Annotated in this window: 15 protein-coding genes; 4 read left to right on the top strand and 11 right to left on the bottom strand. The window is 53.9% G+C overall.

Annotation, left to right across the window (positions count from 1 at the left end; all coding sequences use genetic code 11):
• Positions 1 to 72 precede the first annotated feature (72 nt).
• The 8 genes from gltP to nrfA form a co-directional block, all read right to left on the bottom strand.
• Positions 73 to 1386, bottom strand: coding sequence for a glutamate/aspartate:proton symporter GltP (gene gltP / locus ACJHYO_RS03925; protein WP_000789589.1), 1314 nt, complete (start codon positions 1384 to 1386; stop codon positions 73 to 75).
• Positions 1387 to 1728: 342 nt separating this feature from the next.
• Complete coding sequence (gene nrfG, locus ACJHYO_RS03920; RefSeq protein WP_000812986.1) at positions 1729 to 2325, bottom strand: heme lyase NrfEFG subunit NrfG; 597 nt, start codon at positions 2323 to 2325, stop codon at positions 1729 to 1731.
• On the bottom strand, positions 2322 to 2705 hold the full coding sequence (gene nrfF / locus ACJHYO_RS03915) for a heme lyase NrfEFG subunit NrfF (RefSeq protein ID WP_001032537.1): 384 nt from the start codon (positions 2703 to 2705) through the stop codon (positions 2322 to 2324). The genes nrfG and nrfF overlap by 4 nt, the downstream gene beginning before the upstream one ends.
• Entirely contained in the window at positions 2698 to 4416 is a 1719-nt protein-coding gene (locus ACJHYO_RS03910; RefSeq protein WP_094259010.1) for a heme lyase CcmF/NrfE family subunit, read from the bottom strand. Before ACJHYO_RS03910 ends, nrfF begins: the two co-directional genes overlap by 8 nt.
• Positions 4417 to 4435: 19 nt before the next feature.
• Entirely contained in the window at positions 4436 to 5392 is a 957-nt protein-coding gene (nrfD, locus tag ACJHYO_RS03905; RefSeq protein WP_000195192.1) for a cytochrome c nitrite reductase subunit NrfD, read from the bottom strand.
• Complete coding sequence (nrfC, locus tag ACJHYO_RS03900; protein ID WP_000220273.1) at positions 5389 to 6060, bottom strand: cytochrome c nitrite reductase Fe-S protein; 672 nt, start codon at positions 6058 to 6060, stop codon at positions 5389 to 5391. Before nrfC ends, nrfD begins: the two co-directional genes overlap by 4 nt.
• A complete protein-coding gene (gene nrfB, locus ACJHYO_RS03895) occupies positions 6057 to 6623 on the bottom strand; it encodes a cytochrome c nitrite reductase pentaheme subunit (protein ID WP_001295391.1) in 567 nt (188 codons plus the stop codon). Before nrfB ends, nrfC begins: the two co-directional genes overlap by 4 nt.
• Positions 6624 to 6667: 44 nt before the next feature.
• Positions 6668 to 8104, bottom strand: a complete 1437-nt coding sequence (gene nrfA, locus ACJHYO_RS03890) for an ammonia-forming nitrite reductase cytochrome c552 subunit (protein ID WP_000196879.1) — start codon at positions 8102 to 8104, stop codon at positions 6668 to 6670.
• A gap of 391 nt (positions 8105 to 8495) precedes the next feature.
• On the opposite strand from nrfA, the gene acs reads away from it, so the two are divergent.
• The 3 genes from acs to actP all read left to right on the top strand — a co-directional run bounded on the left by acs (position 8496) and on the right by actP (position 12706).
• Positions 8496 to 10454, top strand: coding sequence for an acetate--CoA ligase (acs, locus tag ACJHYO_RS03885; RefSeq protein WP_085455647.1), 1959 nt, complete (start codon positions 8496 to 8498; stop codon positions 10452 to 10454).
• A gap of 291 nt (positions 10455 to 10745) precedes the next feature.
• The gene (locus ACJHYO_RS03880) at positions 10746 to 11060 is read left to right on the top strand and encodes a DUF485 domain-containing protein (RefSeq protein ID WP_001296646.1); all 315 of its coding nucleotides are present in this window, start codon (positions 10746 to 10748) and stop codon (positions 11058 to 11060) included.
• Positions 11057 to 12706, top strand: a complete 1650-nt coding sequence (gene actP / locus ACJHYO_RS03875) for a cation/acetate symporter ActP (RefSeq protein ID WP_000832548.1) — start codon at positions 11057 to 11059, stop codon at positions 12704 to 12706. The genes ACJHYO_RS03880 and actP overlap by 4 nt, the downstream gene beginning before the upstream one ends.
• A 38-nt stretch (positions 12707 to 12744) precedes the next feature.
• Here the strand turns inward: actP and ACJHYO_RS03870 are convergent, their stop codons facing one another.
• Positions 12745 to 13434, bottom strand: a complete 690-nt coding sequence (locus ACJHYO_RS03870; protein WP_001273403.1) for an LrgB family protein — start codon at positions 13432 to 13434, stop codon at positions 12745 to 12747.
• Positions 13427 to 13837 carry a CidA/LrgA family protein gene (locus tag ACJHYO_RS03865; protein WP_001143718.1) on the bottom strand — a complete coding sequence of 137 codons (411 nt, stop codon included), beginning with the start codon at positions 13835 to 13837 and terminating at the stop codon, positions 13427 to 13429. The genes ACJHYO_RS03870 and ACJHYO_RS03865 overlap by 8 nt, the downstream gene beginning before the upstream one ends.
• A gap of 103 nt (positions 13838 to 13940) precedes the next feature.
• Between ACJHYO_RS03865 and ACJHYO_RS03860 the strand changes: the two genes are divergently transcribed.
• A complete protein-coding gene (locus tag ACJHYO_RS03860) occupies positions 13941 to 14825 on the top strand; it encodes a LysR family transcriptional regulator (RefSeq protein WP_000354953.1) in 885 nt (294 codons plus the stop codon).
• Between the two features lie 35 nt (positions 14826 to 14860).
• Here ACJHYO_RS03860 and ACJHYO_RS03855 read toward each other — a convergent pair whose 3' ends face one another.
• Entirely contained in the window at positions 14861 to 16510 is a 1650-nt protein-coding gene (locus tag ACJHYO_RS03855) for a Na+/H+ antiporter (protein WP_000402206.1), read from the bottom strand.
• Positions 16511 to 16522: the final 12 nt, after the last annotated feature.

Raw genomic sequence — 16522 nt, 5'->3', positions numbered from 1 at the left:
CCACGCTACATCAGGCTATTACTCAGTCAGGCATCAACACATTGCCGGGTGGATATCCCCGGCAATCTTCAGTTACTGATCCGCCGTTTTATCAAATTTGCCCAGCACTTCACGCTCATAAGCCAGCGCTTTCTTACGGTCAAATTTGTGTTCCCATTTGGCAATCACCAGCACCGCCAGCGCATTACCCACCACATTCAGCGCAGTACGCGCCATGTCGAGGATACGGTCAACACCGGCAATAAACGCCAGACCTTCCAGCGGGATCCCTACGCTACCCAGCGTTGCCAGCAACACCACAAACGACACGCCCGGCACGCCAGCAATCCCTTTCGAGGTCACCATCAGCGTCAGCACCAGAATGATTTCCTGCCAGATGGACAGGTCAATGCCATACAGCTGAGCGATGAAAATAGCGGCAATACTTTGATACAGCGTCGAACCATCAAGGTTAAAAGAGTAACCGGTCGGCACCACGAAACTGGTGATCGACGCCGGTGCACCGTAGGCTTCCATCTTCTCAATAATTCGCGGCAGCACGCTTTCAGAACTGGCAGTGGAGTACGCCAGAATCAGCTCATCTTTCAGAATACGAATCAGGATCCAGACACTTAACCCGCACAGGCGCGCCACAATTCCCAGTACGACCAGCGCGAAGAACAGAATGGCGAAATGCACCAACAGCACCAGTTTCGCCAGTGGCCACAGAGACGAGAAACCAAAGTTAGCCACCGTCACCGCAATCAGCGCAAACACACCCACCGGCGCATAACGCATCACCATGTGAGTCACTTTAAACATGGTTTCAGAGATGGAGCGGAAAACGGTCACCAGCGGTTCACGATGCGTCGCGGGCAGGGATGAAAGCCCCAGACCAAACAGCACCGAGAAGAAGATGATCGGCAGCATTTCGCCTTTCGCCATCGACGCCACGATGTTCGTCGGCACCAGCGACAAAATCGTGCCCATAATGCCGTGGGAACTGCTTTGTACCGCTTCCGTGGTGCTCTGATATTTCGAGATATCGACGGTCGCCAGCTGCGACATATCCACCCCGGCACCGGGCTGGAAGACGTTCGCCAGAGTGATCCCCAAAATGATGGCGACGGTGGTGATCACCTCGAAGTAGATAATGGTTTTCGCACCAATACGCCCGAGCTGTTTGGCATCACCAACACCCGCGATACCCACCACCAGCGTGGAGATCACAATCGGCACAACAATCATTTTGATCAGATGGATGAAGATATCACCCGCCGGAGAGAGCAAATTGACGACCAGCCAGTCGCGGCTGTCGCTATGGTAGTGCAGGTAGCTTCCCAGGAGAATGCCCAGCACCATAGCAAACAGAATCTGCCAGGCCAGGCTGAATTTTATATTTTTCATCAGAATAACTTCCTCAATGGAGCGCCGTTCCCCGTTCAGAAACGCGAGAACGTGACATACTGCCAGGGCATGAATTGTGTTGCGTTGGTTTGTAGATTTTTTTAACGCTTATGATCAGTATCATTTGCGCGGTATGTTGCGCAACCCTTTAACAACAGAGCTTTTCGCTGCATTAATGCATAATAACGCGAGTTTATGGCAGGATTAATGAATAACCATTTGTTATAGAAGGATTTTTATTTGTTTAATCTGCAATAATACTGATTGGTGATTATTTTTGATTATATGTTCATTCGATTATTTTTTATGCAGCTCAATAACATAATCTTCATCACCAGATGATTAATCTGATCTCCGCTGCAACAATTTCGCCATATTAATCGACTCGACCAGCTGTGTCCGGTTGATCCGGGGTGAGTTGAGATCCATCACTTTTTGCCATAGTTCGATGGCTTGCGCGTAATTCGCCTGCATAAACGCATCGGAAGCCAGCAGCATCAGAGCGGTGATTTCGTTAGAGTCCAGCGCGAGGGCTTTGTCGATCATTGCGCGAGCCTGGACGGTCATATGTTGGCTGGCCTGGTAATACAGCACCGTCGCCAGCGCCGCATACAGTTCAGCGTTCTCACCACGTAGTTGCAACGCCTGACGGTACGCCAGCAGCGAATTGCTGTAATCGTTTTGCCACAGATAATACTCGCCCAGTAACGCCCACTGTTCGCTGTTTTGTGGATTAGCACGGATTTTATCCTGCAATGCCTGAAGCTGCGCTTCCGGGGTTTGCTGGCTGGCAAACTGATGCAGCGGATCGCGCTGACGCTGATACTCCGCACGTACCGCCTGCCATTTTGGACTTAACAGATAACTGCCGACACAGAGAAATACCATCAAAATCGTGAGTGTTGTCAGCATTTTCACCGGTATTTGAGGCTGTTTCATCGCTTCGCCCTCACTCGCCAGAGGATCAGTGCCATCAGCAGTAACAACACTACTGGCAGCGCCCACAACACCAGCGTCTGACCCGTTAACGGTGGGTTATAGCGAACAAAATCTCCGTAGCGTTCGGTCATCCAGCCAATGATTTCGACTTCACTTTTCCCCTCTTCCACCATGGTGTAAACCTGATGGCGCATACTGACTGCCACCGGCGCATTGGATTCCAGTAAGTTCTGATTCTGGCACTGCGGACAACGTAACTGGCTGGCAATATTTAACGCCTGTTCCTGTTGTTGCGGATTGGCGAATTGCCAGGTGTCTACAACCTGAGCGCGCGCAAAACAGGTAAATAACAGCAGTAGCGTGAGAAGCCCTTTATTCATCGCGCTTCCTTCCCCGCCATCCGCTTAACAATGCGCCCGCAATCATCAACAATCCTCCCCCCCAGATCCAGCGCACACCGCTTTGTACATACAAACGAAAAGCGTAACGATCCGCTCCGGTTTTCTCGCCCATGACCGCATACCAGTCATGGATGCCATTCCAGCGAATTGACGGTTCCATCATTTGCTGACGACGTGCTTCGTAAAAACGCCGCTCCGGCGTTAATTCACCAATGCGTTGCTGATGGTCAAACAGTGCCACTATCGCTTTTTCGCTGGTGTAATTGCCTTTGGCTTGCAGATCGAGGCGCTCAAAACGGAAGGTGTATCCTGCCAGCGTCACCTGCTGACCCGGCTGTAAATTCAGGCTGATCTCCTGACGGCTGACGCTGGAAACCACAATCCCCGCGGCAAATAACAGCACGCCCGCATGCGCCAGCAGCGCCGGAAGCTGAGCACGTTTGCCAGAGACAAACGTCGCCAGCACAATCACCACCAGCATCAACAGAGCAAACGGTAACGTCGCGCGGTTAAAATACGGCGCGCCAACGGAGAGGCGTCCCCAGCCCAGCAGGCTGTAAATCATCGGATAAAGCGTTCCCACCAGCACGATCAGTAGCACTGCGCAAAACAGCAACAGCGTAGCGAGGATTAACATTTCCCGCGATAATCCCGAAAAACGCACCGCCGGGCCACCGTCCCGCGCTCGCCAGCCATACAGAGCCAGAGACGCAAGGCTAATCAGTGCAAACAGGCTGAACAACGGCACGGCGCGGACGTTATCCAGCGCGAACGCATGAACCGAAACCAGAATGCCAGAACGGACAATTAAGGTGCCCAGCAGCGACAGCATCAGAGTTACTATCGCCAGCAACAGCGACCAGTGGCGGAAAATCCCCCGCTGGCGTGTCAAAGACAAACTGTGTAGCAACGCAGTAGATGAAAGCCAGGGTAATAACGACGCGTTTTCAACCGGATCCCAAAACCACCAACCGCCCCAGCCCAGTTCGCAATAAGCCCACCAGGAACCGAGAATGATCCCTGCGGTTAATGCGCTCCAGCCAGGTAGTGCCCAACGCCAGCAAATTCGGGCGCAGGTACCATCAAACTCGCCGCGCAGTAAACTCGCCAGCGCCACGCTCGCCGCCACCATCAAACCGCCGTAGCCGAGATAAAGCAGCGGTGGATGAAAGATAAGACCGGGATGTTGCAGCATCGGATTGAGATCGCGGCCTTCGATTGCTGGTGGAAATATCCGCACGAAGGGATCGGACCACAGCACCACAAACAGTAGCAGTGTGGCGAGCATGAGAGATAAAACGGCTAGCGTCAGCGGAAATAGCGGATCGGTTTGCTGTCGATAATGCCAGGCAAACAGCGCGCTCCAGGCGGAAAGCAGCAGCACCCAAAGCAGCAGCGAACCTTCATGACCGCCCCACACCGCCGCCAGTTTGAGTTCCCACGACAGCAGGCTATAGCTATGTTGGGCGACATAAATGACCGAGAAATCGCTGATGAGAAAACAATACGTCAGTACGCCAAAGGCGAGCAGCAGGAGCGCGAACTGCGCCAGAATGCCGATGCAAGTGAGTCGCATCATGGCAGGCCAGCGCAACCGCACTCCCGCGAAGGCCGTCAACGGGGTCAACACGTTGACCCCGAGACTTAACAACAACGCCAGAAAACTGACTTCAGGAAGGAATACGTCCAGAAACCACCTCTGTTCTGGCTTACGCCACCGTTAACTGCCCGGCGTAGAGAATGAAAAAGCGCAGCATCAACACGCCGACCAGGCTGGCCCCACATGCCGCCAGCACGGCAGGAATGCCGGAACTGCGATTGACCCACGGTTTGAGCAACATTGGCACAATCAGCCCCAGCCCGGCGACACCAAGCCAGAACCACCACGTCCAGAAACCGCCGCCCAATGCCGCCACCAGCGCACGCACTTTACCGTCATCGCCCAGCGCCAGACCGACAAAAAACGCCACCAGCAGGAAGATTTCACCCCATACCACGGGGATTTCCATACGGTGTACAAAGTGCGCTTCCGTGGAATGCGGGTTACTGCGTTGGCGTATCGCCATGGCGATCAGCGCCACCGCCGCACCAGACGAGATGCCGGAGAAGAGGAACAGCACCGGCAGGATCGGGTTATTGAGGAACGGATACGATTTCAGCGCCGACAGCAGAAAGCCGGTATAAGCCCCCAACAACACCGCCAGCACCAGCATCAATGTTTCCAGTCCGCGATGAACGGGCGTCAGCAGACTCAAGACCTTTTGCACGATCCCCAGCTTCGGCAACCAGCGTTGTTGCAGGGCAAGCAAATCATGTTCAAAGATTTTCGCCAGCCACAGCACCAGCACCACCATGTAAAGCTGAAACAGCATCACCCCCATCGACATCACCGAGGTAAAACTGTAGTGGAACATCAGCTTCCAGAAGGTCCACGGTCTTGTCAGGTGGAAGACGAGGATCAACAGACCGAGGATCACCGCGCCAGGCCCGACAATCAGCGTGGTGCGCAGCAATGTACTGTCTGCACCGCCCGCCTGCGGGTAGACACGACGTAACAGCACGGCCAGCGTCACCAGACCGGCAGAAATACCAATCAAAAACAGGTAGATGGCAATCGGCCAGTCCCACACCAGCGATTCAAAATGAAATGCGGAAGTCTGCGTCATTGGCTCACCTCCCCGTATTTAAACGGTACGCGGTACAGCTTCGGTTTGGTTCCCAGCGCCAGCTTGTAGCGGTAAGTGGGCTTCTGGCGCAGCAGTTGCGAAATCTCACTGCTGGGATCGTCCAGATTGCCAAACGTCAGCGCCTTCGTCGGGCAAGCCTCAACGCACGCGGGCAGCTTACCGGCCTGCAAATGGGTCTTACGGCAGAAATCGCATTTGTCCGCCGTCTTCGTGACCGGATGGATAAAGCGCACGCGGTACGGACAGGCGGCGATGCAGTACTGACAACCGACGCAGAGATCCGGATTAACATCGACAATCCCACTGGCAGCGTCGCGAAAAGACGCACCGGTCGGGCAAACGTCAACGCACGGCGCATGATCGCAGTGCTGGCAAGACTTACGGAAGAAGCGATATTTCACATCAGGAAATTCGCCCTGCGGCTCGCTACGAATAATCGTCAGGCGCGAGACGCCTTCCGGCACCTTGTTCACTTCCCGACAAGCATCCATACAGGCGGTACAGCCGATGCATAACGACTCGTCATGCACCATGCCGTAACGCACCCCATTGATATTCAACGTTTTCGCCACCACGCGTCCTGCGGTGCCGCTGACGGCTGCCAGCACGCCGACGCCGGTGAGAAACTGGCGACGAGACCAGGTCATGGCTGCTCCTTAAGCAACGGAACAGACGCCGGGTTAAAGTTCGGATTGGTGCGCTGATCGCTGTGGCAATCGACGCAAATCTTAATCCGTCCTTTGTCACTTAACGTCTGCATCGTATCTTGCTGTGGATGCAGGGAATGGCAGCTGGCGCACGCCACTTTGGTTACGTGGACATCGTGCGGCCAGAACGCTTTTTGCAACTGTTCCGGCAGATGGCAGGACATACAGACGCTGTTCTGCTCTCCAACCTTGTACATCGGCTCGTTAAAGCGCATCACATCTTTCACCCCTTCGCGGTGTTGCGGTGATGGCTGACCGTGGCAGTTGGTGCAGGTGACCGGCAGTTTGTTATTCGGGTTGATAACAGAAGCATGTTTGCCATGCATACCTTCGGTATCTGGCTTATGACAGTCCAGACAGGCGGCATCCGGGTTACGCTGCTGGGTAACTTCGTAGCGATCATCAGATGCCTGCGCCGCAGGGGTAGCGGTAATTCCGTTCAGGCTCCACAACAGGCCCGACGCCAGCACCCCGGCAGTTAATAACGAACGTAATACGCTCATATTCACTCCATTGTGTTTTCCGCCCCTTGCGAGGCGGAACGGGGTTATTGGCTTAACAGACCGTTTTTACGTGCCTGCTCTTCCCACTGCGGGATCACCGTTTTGATGAAGTCCTGCTTCTCGGCCTTGATTTGCTCCATGTTCAGGCCAATGGCCTGCTGGGCTTTCTCTTTGGTTGAGATATCCGGGATCTGGATTTCATGGGTAATGCCTTTGGTCGCCAGCAGGCGCGCCAGTTTGGTGCGTGCATCCGCCGCTTTATCCATCGCCGTACCGAGCATCCTCAGACCTTCTTCCGGTGCGTGCATATGAATGCCGTGGGAAGCGATCGCCAAATCCCAACGCCACTGGGCATGACGGATATCGTCCTGAATCGGCTTCATTTCGGCTTCCGTTGCGCCTGCATCCAGCGCCGCTTTCGCTTCGAAGTGAGCGTGAACCAGTTGATCTTCAACCTTGATTTTCAGGTCGTTAATCGACTGCTTACGTTCCGCGACCACTTTTTGCAAGGCAGCTTTGTCCTGGGTATGGCAGTTCGCACAAGTCTGGGCGAAGTTATCAAACGGATTACCAATTTTATGGTCGGTGTAGAGTTTGCCTTCGGCGTTCTGCACTTTTGGCATATGGCAATCGATACAGGTCACGTTGTTTTTGCCGTGAATGCCCGCTGTCCAGGTTTCATATTCCGGGTGCTGCGCTTTCAGCATTGGCGTTTTCGACAGGGAGTTAGTCCAGTCAGAGAAGGCAATTTTGTCGTAATACTGCTCCATATTTTCGACTTTCATGCCGTCATCCCACGGGAATTTAACCGCTTTGTTTTTGCCGTCGAAGTAATACTCCACATGGCACTGACCGCAAACCATCGATTGCTGGTCGAAACGTCCGGCTTTCTCAAAAGGTTTACCAATGGCTTCCATCGCGCGAGCCGCATACGGACGGGAAAGGGTTAACTCCGGTTTGCCTTTGGCGAACTCTGGTGAGGCGGTGTTATGGCAATCGGCACAACCTAAGTTGTTGACGATTTCCGGGCCGCCGCGCGCCCATTTTCCGTGGAAGTAGCCATCTTCGCCGTCTTTCTGGATCAGACGCGCCACATCCGGGCTTTTACAACTCCAGCACGCCATCGGTAGCGGACCATCTTCAGCGTTTTTCGGCGCACCGGTACGCAGGGTTTCACGCACATCGGTCACAGCAAAGGCATGTCCACGCGGCTTGTTGTAATCGCGCGAGAAGGGATACCCTGCCCACAGGATCACCAGCCGTGGATCTTCCGCCAGGGCGTCAACACGCTCTGACTGTTCCGAGGTAGCTTTCCAGGAGAGATATTGATCGGGATGCTGCGGGGCAAAGGTTTCATTCTTCGCTTCCACAGTTACAGGTGTTGCGGGAGCAGCCGTTTGTTCAGCGTGAACAGAAGTGAAAAAGAAAAAAGGAATCAATAAGCTGAAGATACGGCGTGCGTTTATTTTTATCCTTGTCATAGGGCTTCATCCGAATTGCGCCATTGTTGCAATGGCGGTTTTTATTGTTTTTCACGACAGTAACCGCACCTACACTGTCATGACATTGCTCGCCCCTATGTGTAACAAATAACCACACTGTGAATGTTGTCTTTAATCAATTGTAAGTGCATGTAAAATACCACTTTAGAGTTAGTCAGTATCTTCCTCTTTTTCAACAGCATGCATAACTGCATGTTCCTCAAAGAATTAATCAACTTTTGTTGCTGACCTTCAAAAATTACCCTGCCGTTTATTTGCACAATTCTACTTTTGCGTGATCTGTCGCCCAAATACTAAACAAAACTGCCAATACCCCTACATTTAACGCTTATGCCACATATTATTAACATCTTACAAGGAGAACAAAAGCATGAGTCAAATTCACAAACACACCATTCCTGCCAACATCGCAGACCGTTGCCTGATAAACCCTCAGCAGTACGAGGCGATGTATCAACAATCTATTAACGCACCAGATACCTTCTGGGGCGAACAGGGAAAAATTCTCGACTGGATCACACCGTACCAGAAGGTGAAAAACACCTCCTTTGCCCCCGGTAATGTGTCCATTAAATGGTACGAGGACGGCACGCTGAATCTGGCGGCAAACTGCCTTGACCGCCATCTGCAAGAAAACGGCGATCGTACCGCCATCATCTGGGAAGGCGACGACGCCAGCCAGAGCAAACATATTAGCTATAAAGAGCTGCACCGCGACGTCTGCCGCTTCGCCAATACCCTGCTCGAACTGGGCATTAAAAAAGGTGACGTAGTTGCGATTTATATGCCGATGGTACCGGAAGCCGCGGTCGCGATGCTGGCCTGTGCCCGCATTGGCGCGGTACATTCGGTGATTTTCGGCGGCTTCTCGCCGGAAGCCGTTGCCGGACGCATTATCGACTCCAGTTCACGACTGGTGATCACTTCCGACGAAGGTGTGCGTGCCGGACGTAGTATTCCGCTGAAGAAAAACGTTGATGACGCGCTGAAAAACCCGAACGTCACCAGCGTAGAGCATGTGGTGGTACTGAAGCGTACTGGCGGAAAAATTGACTGGCAGGAAGGGCGCGACCTGTGGTGGCACGACCTGGTTGAGCAAGCCAGCGCTCAGCACCAGGCGGAAGAGATGAACGCCGAAGATCCGCTGTTTATTCTCTATACCTCCGGTTCTACCGGTAAGCCAAAAGGCGTGCTGCACACTACCGGCGGTTATCTGGTGTACGCGGCGCTGACCTTTAAATATGTCTTTGATTATCATCCGGGCGATATCTACTGGTGCACCGCCGATGTGGGCTGGGTTACCGGACACAGTTATTTGCTGTATGGCCCGCTGGCCTGCGGCGCGACCACGCTGATGTTTGAAGGCGTACCGAACTGGCCGACGCCTGCCCGTATGGCGCAGGTGGTGGACAAGCATCAGGTCAATATTCTCTATACCGCGCCCACGGCGATTCGCGCGCTGATGGCGGAAGGCGATAAAGCGATCGAAGGCACCGACCGTTCGTCGCTGCGCATTCTCGGTTCCGTGGGCGAGCCAATTAACCCGGAAGCGTGGGAGTGGTACTGGAAGAAGATCGGCAACGAGAAATGCCCGGTGGTCGACACCTGGTGGCAGACCGAAACTGGCGGTTTCATGATCACGCCACTGCCTGGCACTACCGAGCTGAAAGCCGGTTCGGCAACACGTCCGTTCTTCGGCGTGCAACCGGCGCTGGTCGATAACGAAGGTAACCCGCTGGAGGGGGCCACCGAAGGCAGTCTGGTGATCACCGACTCCTGGCCGGGTCAGGCGCGTACGCTGTTTGGCGATCACGATCGTTTTGAGCAGACCTACTTCTCCACCTTCAAAAATATGTATTTCAGCGGCGACGGCGCGCGTCGCGATGAAGATGGCTATTACTGGATCACCGGGCGCGTGGACGACGTGCTGAACGTCTCCGGTCACCGCCTGGGGACGGCAGAGATTGAGTCGGCGCTGGTGGCGCATCCGAAAATTGCCGAAGCCGCTGTGGTCGGTATTCCGCACAATATTAAAGGTCAGGCGATCTACGCCTACGTCACGCTTAATCACGGGGAGGAACCGTCACCAGAACTGTACGCAGAAGTCCGCAACTGGGTGCGTAAAGAGATTGGCCCGCTGGCGACGCCAGACGTGCTGCACTGGACCGACTCCCTGCCTAAAACCCGCTCCGGCAAAATTATGCGCCGTATTCTGCGCAAAATTGCGGCGGGCGATACCAGCAACCTGGGCGATACCTCGACGCTTGCCGATCCTGGCGTAGTCGAGAAGCTGCTTGAAGAGAAGCAGGCCATCGCGATGCCATCGTAACCCACAATTGCCGGATGCGAGTCGGTAACGGTTTGTAGGCCTGATAAGACGCGACAGCGGCGCATCAGGCGCTGGTTGCCGGATGCGGCGTGAACGCCTTATCCGGCCTACATTCGGCAACGGCTGTAGGCCTGATAAGACGCGACAGCGTCGCATCAGGCATTGATTGCCGGATGCGGCGTATAACGCCTTATCCGGCCTACATTCGGCAAGGGTTACCCAAGCGTTAACCTTCTCCCATAAGGGAGCGGGAATTAAAACAATCCCTACATTACCTCTGGAGAATCTGTGATGAATGGTACGATTTATCAGCGGATAGAAGACAATGCGCATTTCAGGGAGTTAGTCGAAAAACGGCAACGGTTTGCCACCATCCTGTCGATTATTATGCTGGCAGTTTATATCGGCTTTATTTTACTGATCGCCTTCGCACCCGGCTGGCTGGGCACCCCGCTGAATCCGAACACCAGCGTCACACGCGGTATTCCAGTCGGTGTCGGGGTAATTGTGATCTCCTTTGTTCTCACTGGTATCTACATCTGGCGGGCGAACGGCGAATTCGACCGTCTTAATAACGAAGTCCTGCATGAGGTACAAGCATCATGAAAAGAGTTCTGACGGCGCTTGCCGCCACACTCCCTTTCGCAGCTAACGCCGCGGATGCTATTAGCGGGGCCGTAGAGCGCCAGCCAACGAACTGGCAGGCGATTATTATGTTCCTGATTTTCGTCGTGTTTACGCTCGGCATTACCTACTGGGCGTCAAAACGCGTACGTTCGCGTAATGACTACTACACCGCAGGCGGCAATATCACCGGTTTTCAGAACGGGCTGGCGATTGCCGGGGACTATATGTCCGCCGCCTCATTCTTGGGGATCTCCGCGCTGGTGTTTACCTCCGGCTATGACGGCTTAATTTACTCGCTAGGCTTCCTGGTAGGCTGGCCGATCATTTTGTTCCTGATTGCCGAACGTCTGCGTAACCTCGGTCGCTACACCTTTGCCGATGTGGCCTCTTACCGTCTGAAACAGGGGCCGATTCGTATTCTTTCGGCCTGTGGTTCTCTGGTGGTGGTGGCGCTTTACCTTATCGCCCAGATGGTGGGCGCAGGTAAACTGATCGAGCTGCTGTTTGGCCTTAACTATCACATTGCGGTAGTGCTGGTCGGCGTGCTGATGATGATGTACGTCCTGTTCGGCGGCATGCTGGCGACCACCTGGGTACAAATTATTAAAGCCGTGCTGTTGCTGTTCGGTGCCAGCTTTATGGCCTTTATGGTGATGAAACACGTCGGCTTTAGCTTCAACAATCTGTTCAGCGAAGCGATGGCGGTACACCCGAAAGGTGTCGACATCATGAAGCCGGGCGGGCTGGTGAAAGATCCTATCTCCGCGCTCTCTTTGGGGCTAGGACTGATGTTTGGTACGGCGGGCTTGCCGCATATTCTGATGCGCTTCTTTACGGTCAGCGATGCCCGCGAAGCACGTAAGAGCGTGTTCTACGCCACCGGATTTATGGGCTACTTCTACATCCTGACCTTTATTATCGGCTTTGGCGCGATCATGCTGGTCGGTGCGAATCCGGAATATAAAGACGCGGCGGGCCATCTGATTGGTGGTAACAACATGGCAGCAGTTCACCTGGCCAATGCGGTGGGCGGCAACCTGTTCCTCGGCTTTATTTCAGCGGTTGCTTTCGCCACCATTCTTGCGGTGGTTGCGGGTCTGACGCTGGCGGGCGCATCGGCGGTGTCTCACGACCTGTACGCTAACGTCTTCAAAAAAGGTGCGACCGAACGTGAAGAGCTGCGGGTATCGAAAATCACCGTACTGATCCTCGGTGTGATTGCCATTATCCTCGGCGTGCTGTTTGAGAATCAGAACATCGCCTTTATGGTGGGGCTGGCGTTTGCCATCGCGGCGAGCTGTAACTTCCCGATCATTCTGCTTTCCATGTACTGGTCGAAACTGACTACCCGTGGCGCAATGCTGGGCGGCTGGTTAGGACTGATTACTGCGGTGGTGCTGATGATCCTCGGCCCGACGATTTGGGTACAGATCCTCGGTCACGAAAAAGCCATCTTCCCGTATGAATACCCGGCGCTGTTCTCTATCAGCGTGGCATTCCTCGGTATCTGGTTCTTCTCGGCAACGGATAATTCAGCGGAAGGTGCGCGCGAGCGTGAACTGTTCCGTGCGCAGTTTATCCGCTCCCAGACTGGCTTTGGCGTTGAGCAGGGCCGCGCGCATTAATCTCTCCCCTTCCCCGGTCGCTTGATCGGGGAATTTCTTCAGAACATCATCCTGGCCACCAGCGGCGAAACCAATACCATCAATACACCTGAAAGCATCATGACCAGGCTTGCAACTACGCCTTCTTGTTGACCCAGTTCATACGACCGCGCAGTCCCGGCACCATGAGATGCCGCGCCGAATCCAGCACCTTTCGCCATCCCTTCGCGAATAGAGAGACGTAAAAACAACACGTCGCCAATCGCCATGCCAAACACACCGGTGACCACCACAAACAGCGCCACCAGATCAGGCTGTCCGCCGAGCGACTGGCTCGCTGCCAAAGCAAATGGCGTAGTGACCGAACGCACCGCCAGGCTACGCTGGATCTCATCTGGCAGGGTAAACAATCGCGCCAGCCACACTGAGCTGGTCACTGCCACCACCGTTGCCGTCAGTACGCCTGCCGTCAACGACATCCAGTGACGCTTAATGATCGCCCGATTGTCATACACTGGTACCGCAAAGGCGATGGTGGCCGGACCTAATAGCCATAGTAACCAGTGCGCTTCGCCAATATAGTTTTGCCAAGAAATATTGCCAAAAACCAGCAGCATAACCAGTAGCGTAGGCGTCAGCACCAGAGGCATCAATGGCAATTTACGAAAGCGGCGATAAAGGCGTTTGTTAAGAAAATAGATAACTAGCGTAATTGCCAGACAGAGCATACTTAGCTGAAAATTAGCCACGGTTTAACCTGCGCATTTCATAGCGATAGACTTTTTCCACTACCCAGGCAGTCGTGCCCAGCACCATCACCGTACTCAGCGCGATCACAGCAAAAATACGCCAGCCATCCACCAGTAATAGTTGTGCATAGTTCACCACAGCCACCACGGCAGGGACAAAAAACAGCAACATTTCGGCCAATAGCCAACGCGCCCCGGCTCGAACCCATTGCAGAGGAAGAATGCGACAAACAATCAGCGCCAGCATCAGGATCATCCCCACCAAGTTGGCAGGCAGCGGCAAATGCAGCCAGGAGACGAGATACTGCGCAAAAATAAATAAACCTGCATACAGCACAACCTGAAAAAATACCTGGATAGATTGCACTACGGCAGGGGTAATGCGGCGAAGCGCCACGGGCATGAGAGGATATCCTGAAAATAAAACAGAATGGTAAGTATAGAGAGCGCTCGCCCCTGACTGAAATGAATTAAAATCATTGCAGGTATAGTCAAAGGGAATAGTTATGGATATCAGAACGCTGCGTTATTTTGTCGAAGTCGTGCGCCAGCAAAGCTTCACCCGCGCAGCGGAGAAGTTGTTTGTCACCCAACCAACTATCAGCAAGATGCTGAAGAATCTCGAAGATGAGCTGAACTGTATATTGTTGATCCGCGATGGTCGTCGGCTGCTTCTCACTGATACTGGTCGCGTCGTATTTGAGCGCGGGCTGGCTTTACTGGCTGAGTTTCGGCAACTGGAAGCTGAGCTTAGCGATATCAATCAGCTTAAAACCGGCGTTTTGCGGCTGGGAATCCCGCCGATGGTTGGGATGTTGATGGCCGGGCCGATTGGCCTTTTTCGCCAGCGTTACCCCGGCGTAGAATTGAAAATTTCGGAGTTTGGTGGTCTGACGGTACAACAAGCGGTGATGAACGGTGAACTGGATATGGCACTGACAGCCCTGCCAGTAGAAGAAAGCGGCCTGACAACGTTATCGCTGTTTAGTCATCCACTATGTGTACTGACGCCACATTCAGGTAAATGGCTTGAATGTGATGCCGTCTCACCGGAGACATTGGCGGAACATCCTCTACTTATCTATAACGAAGATTTTGCCTTAAGTAAGCAATTGATGAAGTTATTCGATGAACATGGCGTTAAGCCGAGAATTGCAGTTCGCAGCGGGCAATGGGATTTTCTCGCCGCGATGGTTCAGGCCGGTGTCGGAATAGCCATATTGCCGGAACCCATTTGCCAGCGATTAGATAAAAACACCTTAAAATGGCTACCGCTGGAAAGCGAACTAAGCTGGAAATTAGGAATGATTTGGCGTGAGGGCGTTTACCTTTCCCACTCTGCCCACGCGTGGCTGAGCTGTTGTGAAGGATACTGGTTAACGCCAGAGTAAGTCGGGTTGGCGGGCTCGCCCGCCAACCATGCAGATTACTGATTTTCCTCAATCAGCAACGCTTCAAGCAAATCGAGATCGTGCAGTAATTTTTGCAGCGTTTCGTTACTGATCTCCCGCGTGGCGCGCAGGTGGTACAGTTCAGCACGTTCAGAACGCAATGCCGCCAGACGGAAGCGACGCTCCAGGTTCTCTTCCAGGATTGAACTTTCTACATCATTACGTCCATCGGCGCGACGACGCAGGTTACCAATGACGCGAGAACTAACCTCTGTGAGCAGCTGGTTATCGATATTCTCTTCGGTATCCGCCGCCAGACGCTCCTCCATTTTCTGGATCGCCACAATCGCCACTTCTGCCGTTGCCGCTCGTGCAATACGTTCCTCTTTCAATTGTTGCGAATGGTCCGCGACTTCTATGTGTTGTAGCAGAATAGGCAACATCACCACGCCGACAAACAATGAGAAGAGAATGACGCCAGCCGCCAGGAACACTAACTCATAGCGCGCAGGGAAGACGTTACCATCCGGCAAGAGAAGCGGGATAGAGAGCACACCGGCCAGAGTGATCGCCCCACGCACCCCGGCGAAAGACGCGATCAGGATTTCTCGTGTAGTCCACGAACCAAACTCCATCGGCTTCTTCTTCAGGAAGCGGTTGCTGAACTTTTTCATCGTCCACAGCCAGCCGAAACGGACCAGCATCAGCGCCGCATATATCAGAATAATATCGGTAAACAGCATCCAGATTTCGACGTTAGGGTCGATTTCTGCCGCCATCAGCGACGTCTCCAGAATCCCCGGCAACTGCAGACCTAACAGCAGGAACACCATGCCGTTAAAGACAAATTCCAGCATCGCCCAGGTGCTGTTTGCGCGCAGGCGCATTGCCAGCGGCGCACGGCGCATCACACCGGAGCGGGTGATGGTCATCCCGGCGGCAACCGCAGCGAGGATGCCGGAAACGCCAATATGTTCCGCAATCAGATAAGAAGCGAATGGCAGCAAGAACAGCAGAACGATCTGCGTCGCGGGTTCATCACCGCCCCAGCGGCTGAGGAATCGCAGCGAGCGACCATACAGCCAGCTCACCACAAAACCGGCGAGAATACCGCCTATTGCCACTTTCATAAATTCGACCGTCGCACCGCCGACGGTGAAGATCATTGTCCCCATCGCCACTGCCACGGCAAACTTCAACGACACCAGGCCGGAGGCGTCATTCATCAACGCTTCGCCCTGCAAAATGCCCATGATTTTTTTCGGGATGCGCCCCTCGCCAACAATCCCGGAGAGCGCTACAGCATCGGTCGGAGAAAGCACCGCAGCCAGCGCAAAGGCGGGGATCAGCGGAATGCCCGGCACCACCCAGTAAATAAGGAAGCCAATGCCGACTACGGTGACCACCACCAGCGCCAGCGCGAGGCCGAAAATCTCTCGCCCATGTTCGAGAAATTCACGGGTCGGCGTTTTCCAGCCATCAGCGAACAGCAACGGCGGGATAAACAAGACTAAAAAGAGTTCAGGATCAAACTCCACATGCAAACCAAACGTCGGCCACGCCAGTAGCGCACCGATGGCGATTTGCATAAGCGGAAGCGGGATCTGAAAGGGCATGACACGAGTGACCACCCCGGACAGCGAGACCACGAGGGTCATTATCAGTATGGTGAAGAAGATTTCCATGCGTTCCCTGTT

The sequence above is a fragment of the Escherichia sp. WS1118 genome (assembly GCF_046487695.1).
In the GTDB taxonomy this organism is placed as follows: Bacteria; Pseudomonadota; Gammaproteobacteria; order Enterobacterales; family Enterobacteriaceae; genus Escherichia; species Escherichia coli.
The sequence above is the reverse complement of the archived record's forward strand: the minus strand, read 5'-3'. Positions and strand labels throughout refer to the sequence as shown.

What these genes read in the sequence shown, in the direction of transcription:
- actP (WP_000832548.1), top strand. Translation starts at nt 11,057, where the DNA reads ATGAAAAGAGTTCTGACGGCGCTTGCCGCCACACTCCCTTTCGCAGCT.
- ACJHYO_RS03855 (WP_000402206.1), bottom strand. Translation starts at nt 16,510, where the DNA reads ATGGAAATCTTCTTCACCATACTGATAATGACCCTCGTGGTCTCGCTG.
- gltP (WP_000789589.1), bottom strand. Translation starts at nt 1,386, where the DNA reads ATGAAAAATATAAAATTCAGCCTGGCCTGGCAGATTCTGTTTGCTATG.
- nrfC (WP_000220273.1), bottom strand. Translation starts at nt 6,060, where the DNA reads ATGACCTGGTCTCGTCGCCAGTTTCTCACCGGCGTCGGCGTGCTGGCA.
- nrfA (WP_000196879.1), bottom strand. Translation starts at nt 8,104, where the DNA reads ATGACAAGGATAAAAATAAACGCACGCCGTATCTTCAGCTTATTGATT.
- ACJHYO_RS03880 (WP_001296646.1), top strand. Translation starts at nt 10,746, where the DNA reads ATGAATGGTACGATTTATCAGCGGATAGAAGACAATGCGCATTTCAGG.
- nrfB (WP_001295391.1), bottom strand. Translation starts at nt 6,623, where the DNA reads ATGAGCGTATTACGTTCGTTATTAACTGCCGGGGTGCTGGCGTCGGGC.
- nrfF (WP_001032537.1), bottom strand. Translation starts at nt 2,705, where the DNA reads ATGAATAAAGGGCTTCTCACGCTACTGCTGTTATTTACCTGTTTTGCG.
- nrfG (WP_000812986.1), bottom strand. Translation starts at nt 2,325, where the DNA reads ATGAAACAGCCTCAAATACCGGTGAAAATGCTGACAACACTCACGATT.
- ACJHYO_RS03865 (WP_001143718.1), bottom strand. Translation starts at nt 13,837, where the DNA reads ATGCCCGTGGCGCTTCGCCGCATTACCCCTGCCGTAGTGCAATCTATC.
- nrfD (WP_000195192.1), bottom strand. Translation starts at nt 5,392, where the DNA reads ATGACGCAGACTTCCGCATTTCATTTTGAATCGCTGGTGTGGGACTGG.
- acs (WP_085455647.1), top strand. Translation starts at nt 8,496, where the DNA reads ATGAGTCAAATTCACAAACACACCATTCCTGCCAACATCGCAGACCGT.
- ACJHYO_RS03860 (WP_000354953.1), top strand. Translation starts at nt 13,941, where the DNA reads ATGGATATCAGAACGCTGCGTTATTTTGTCGAAGTCGTGCGCCAGCAA.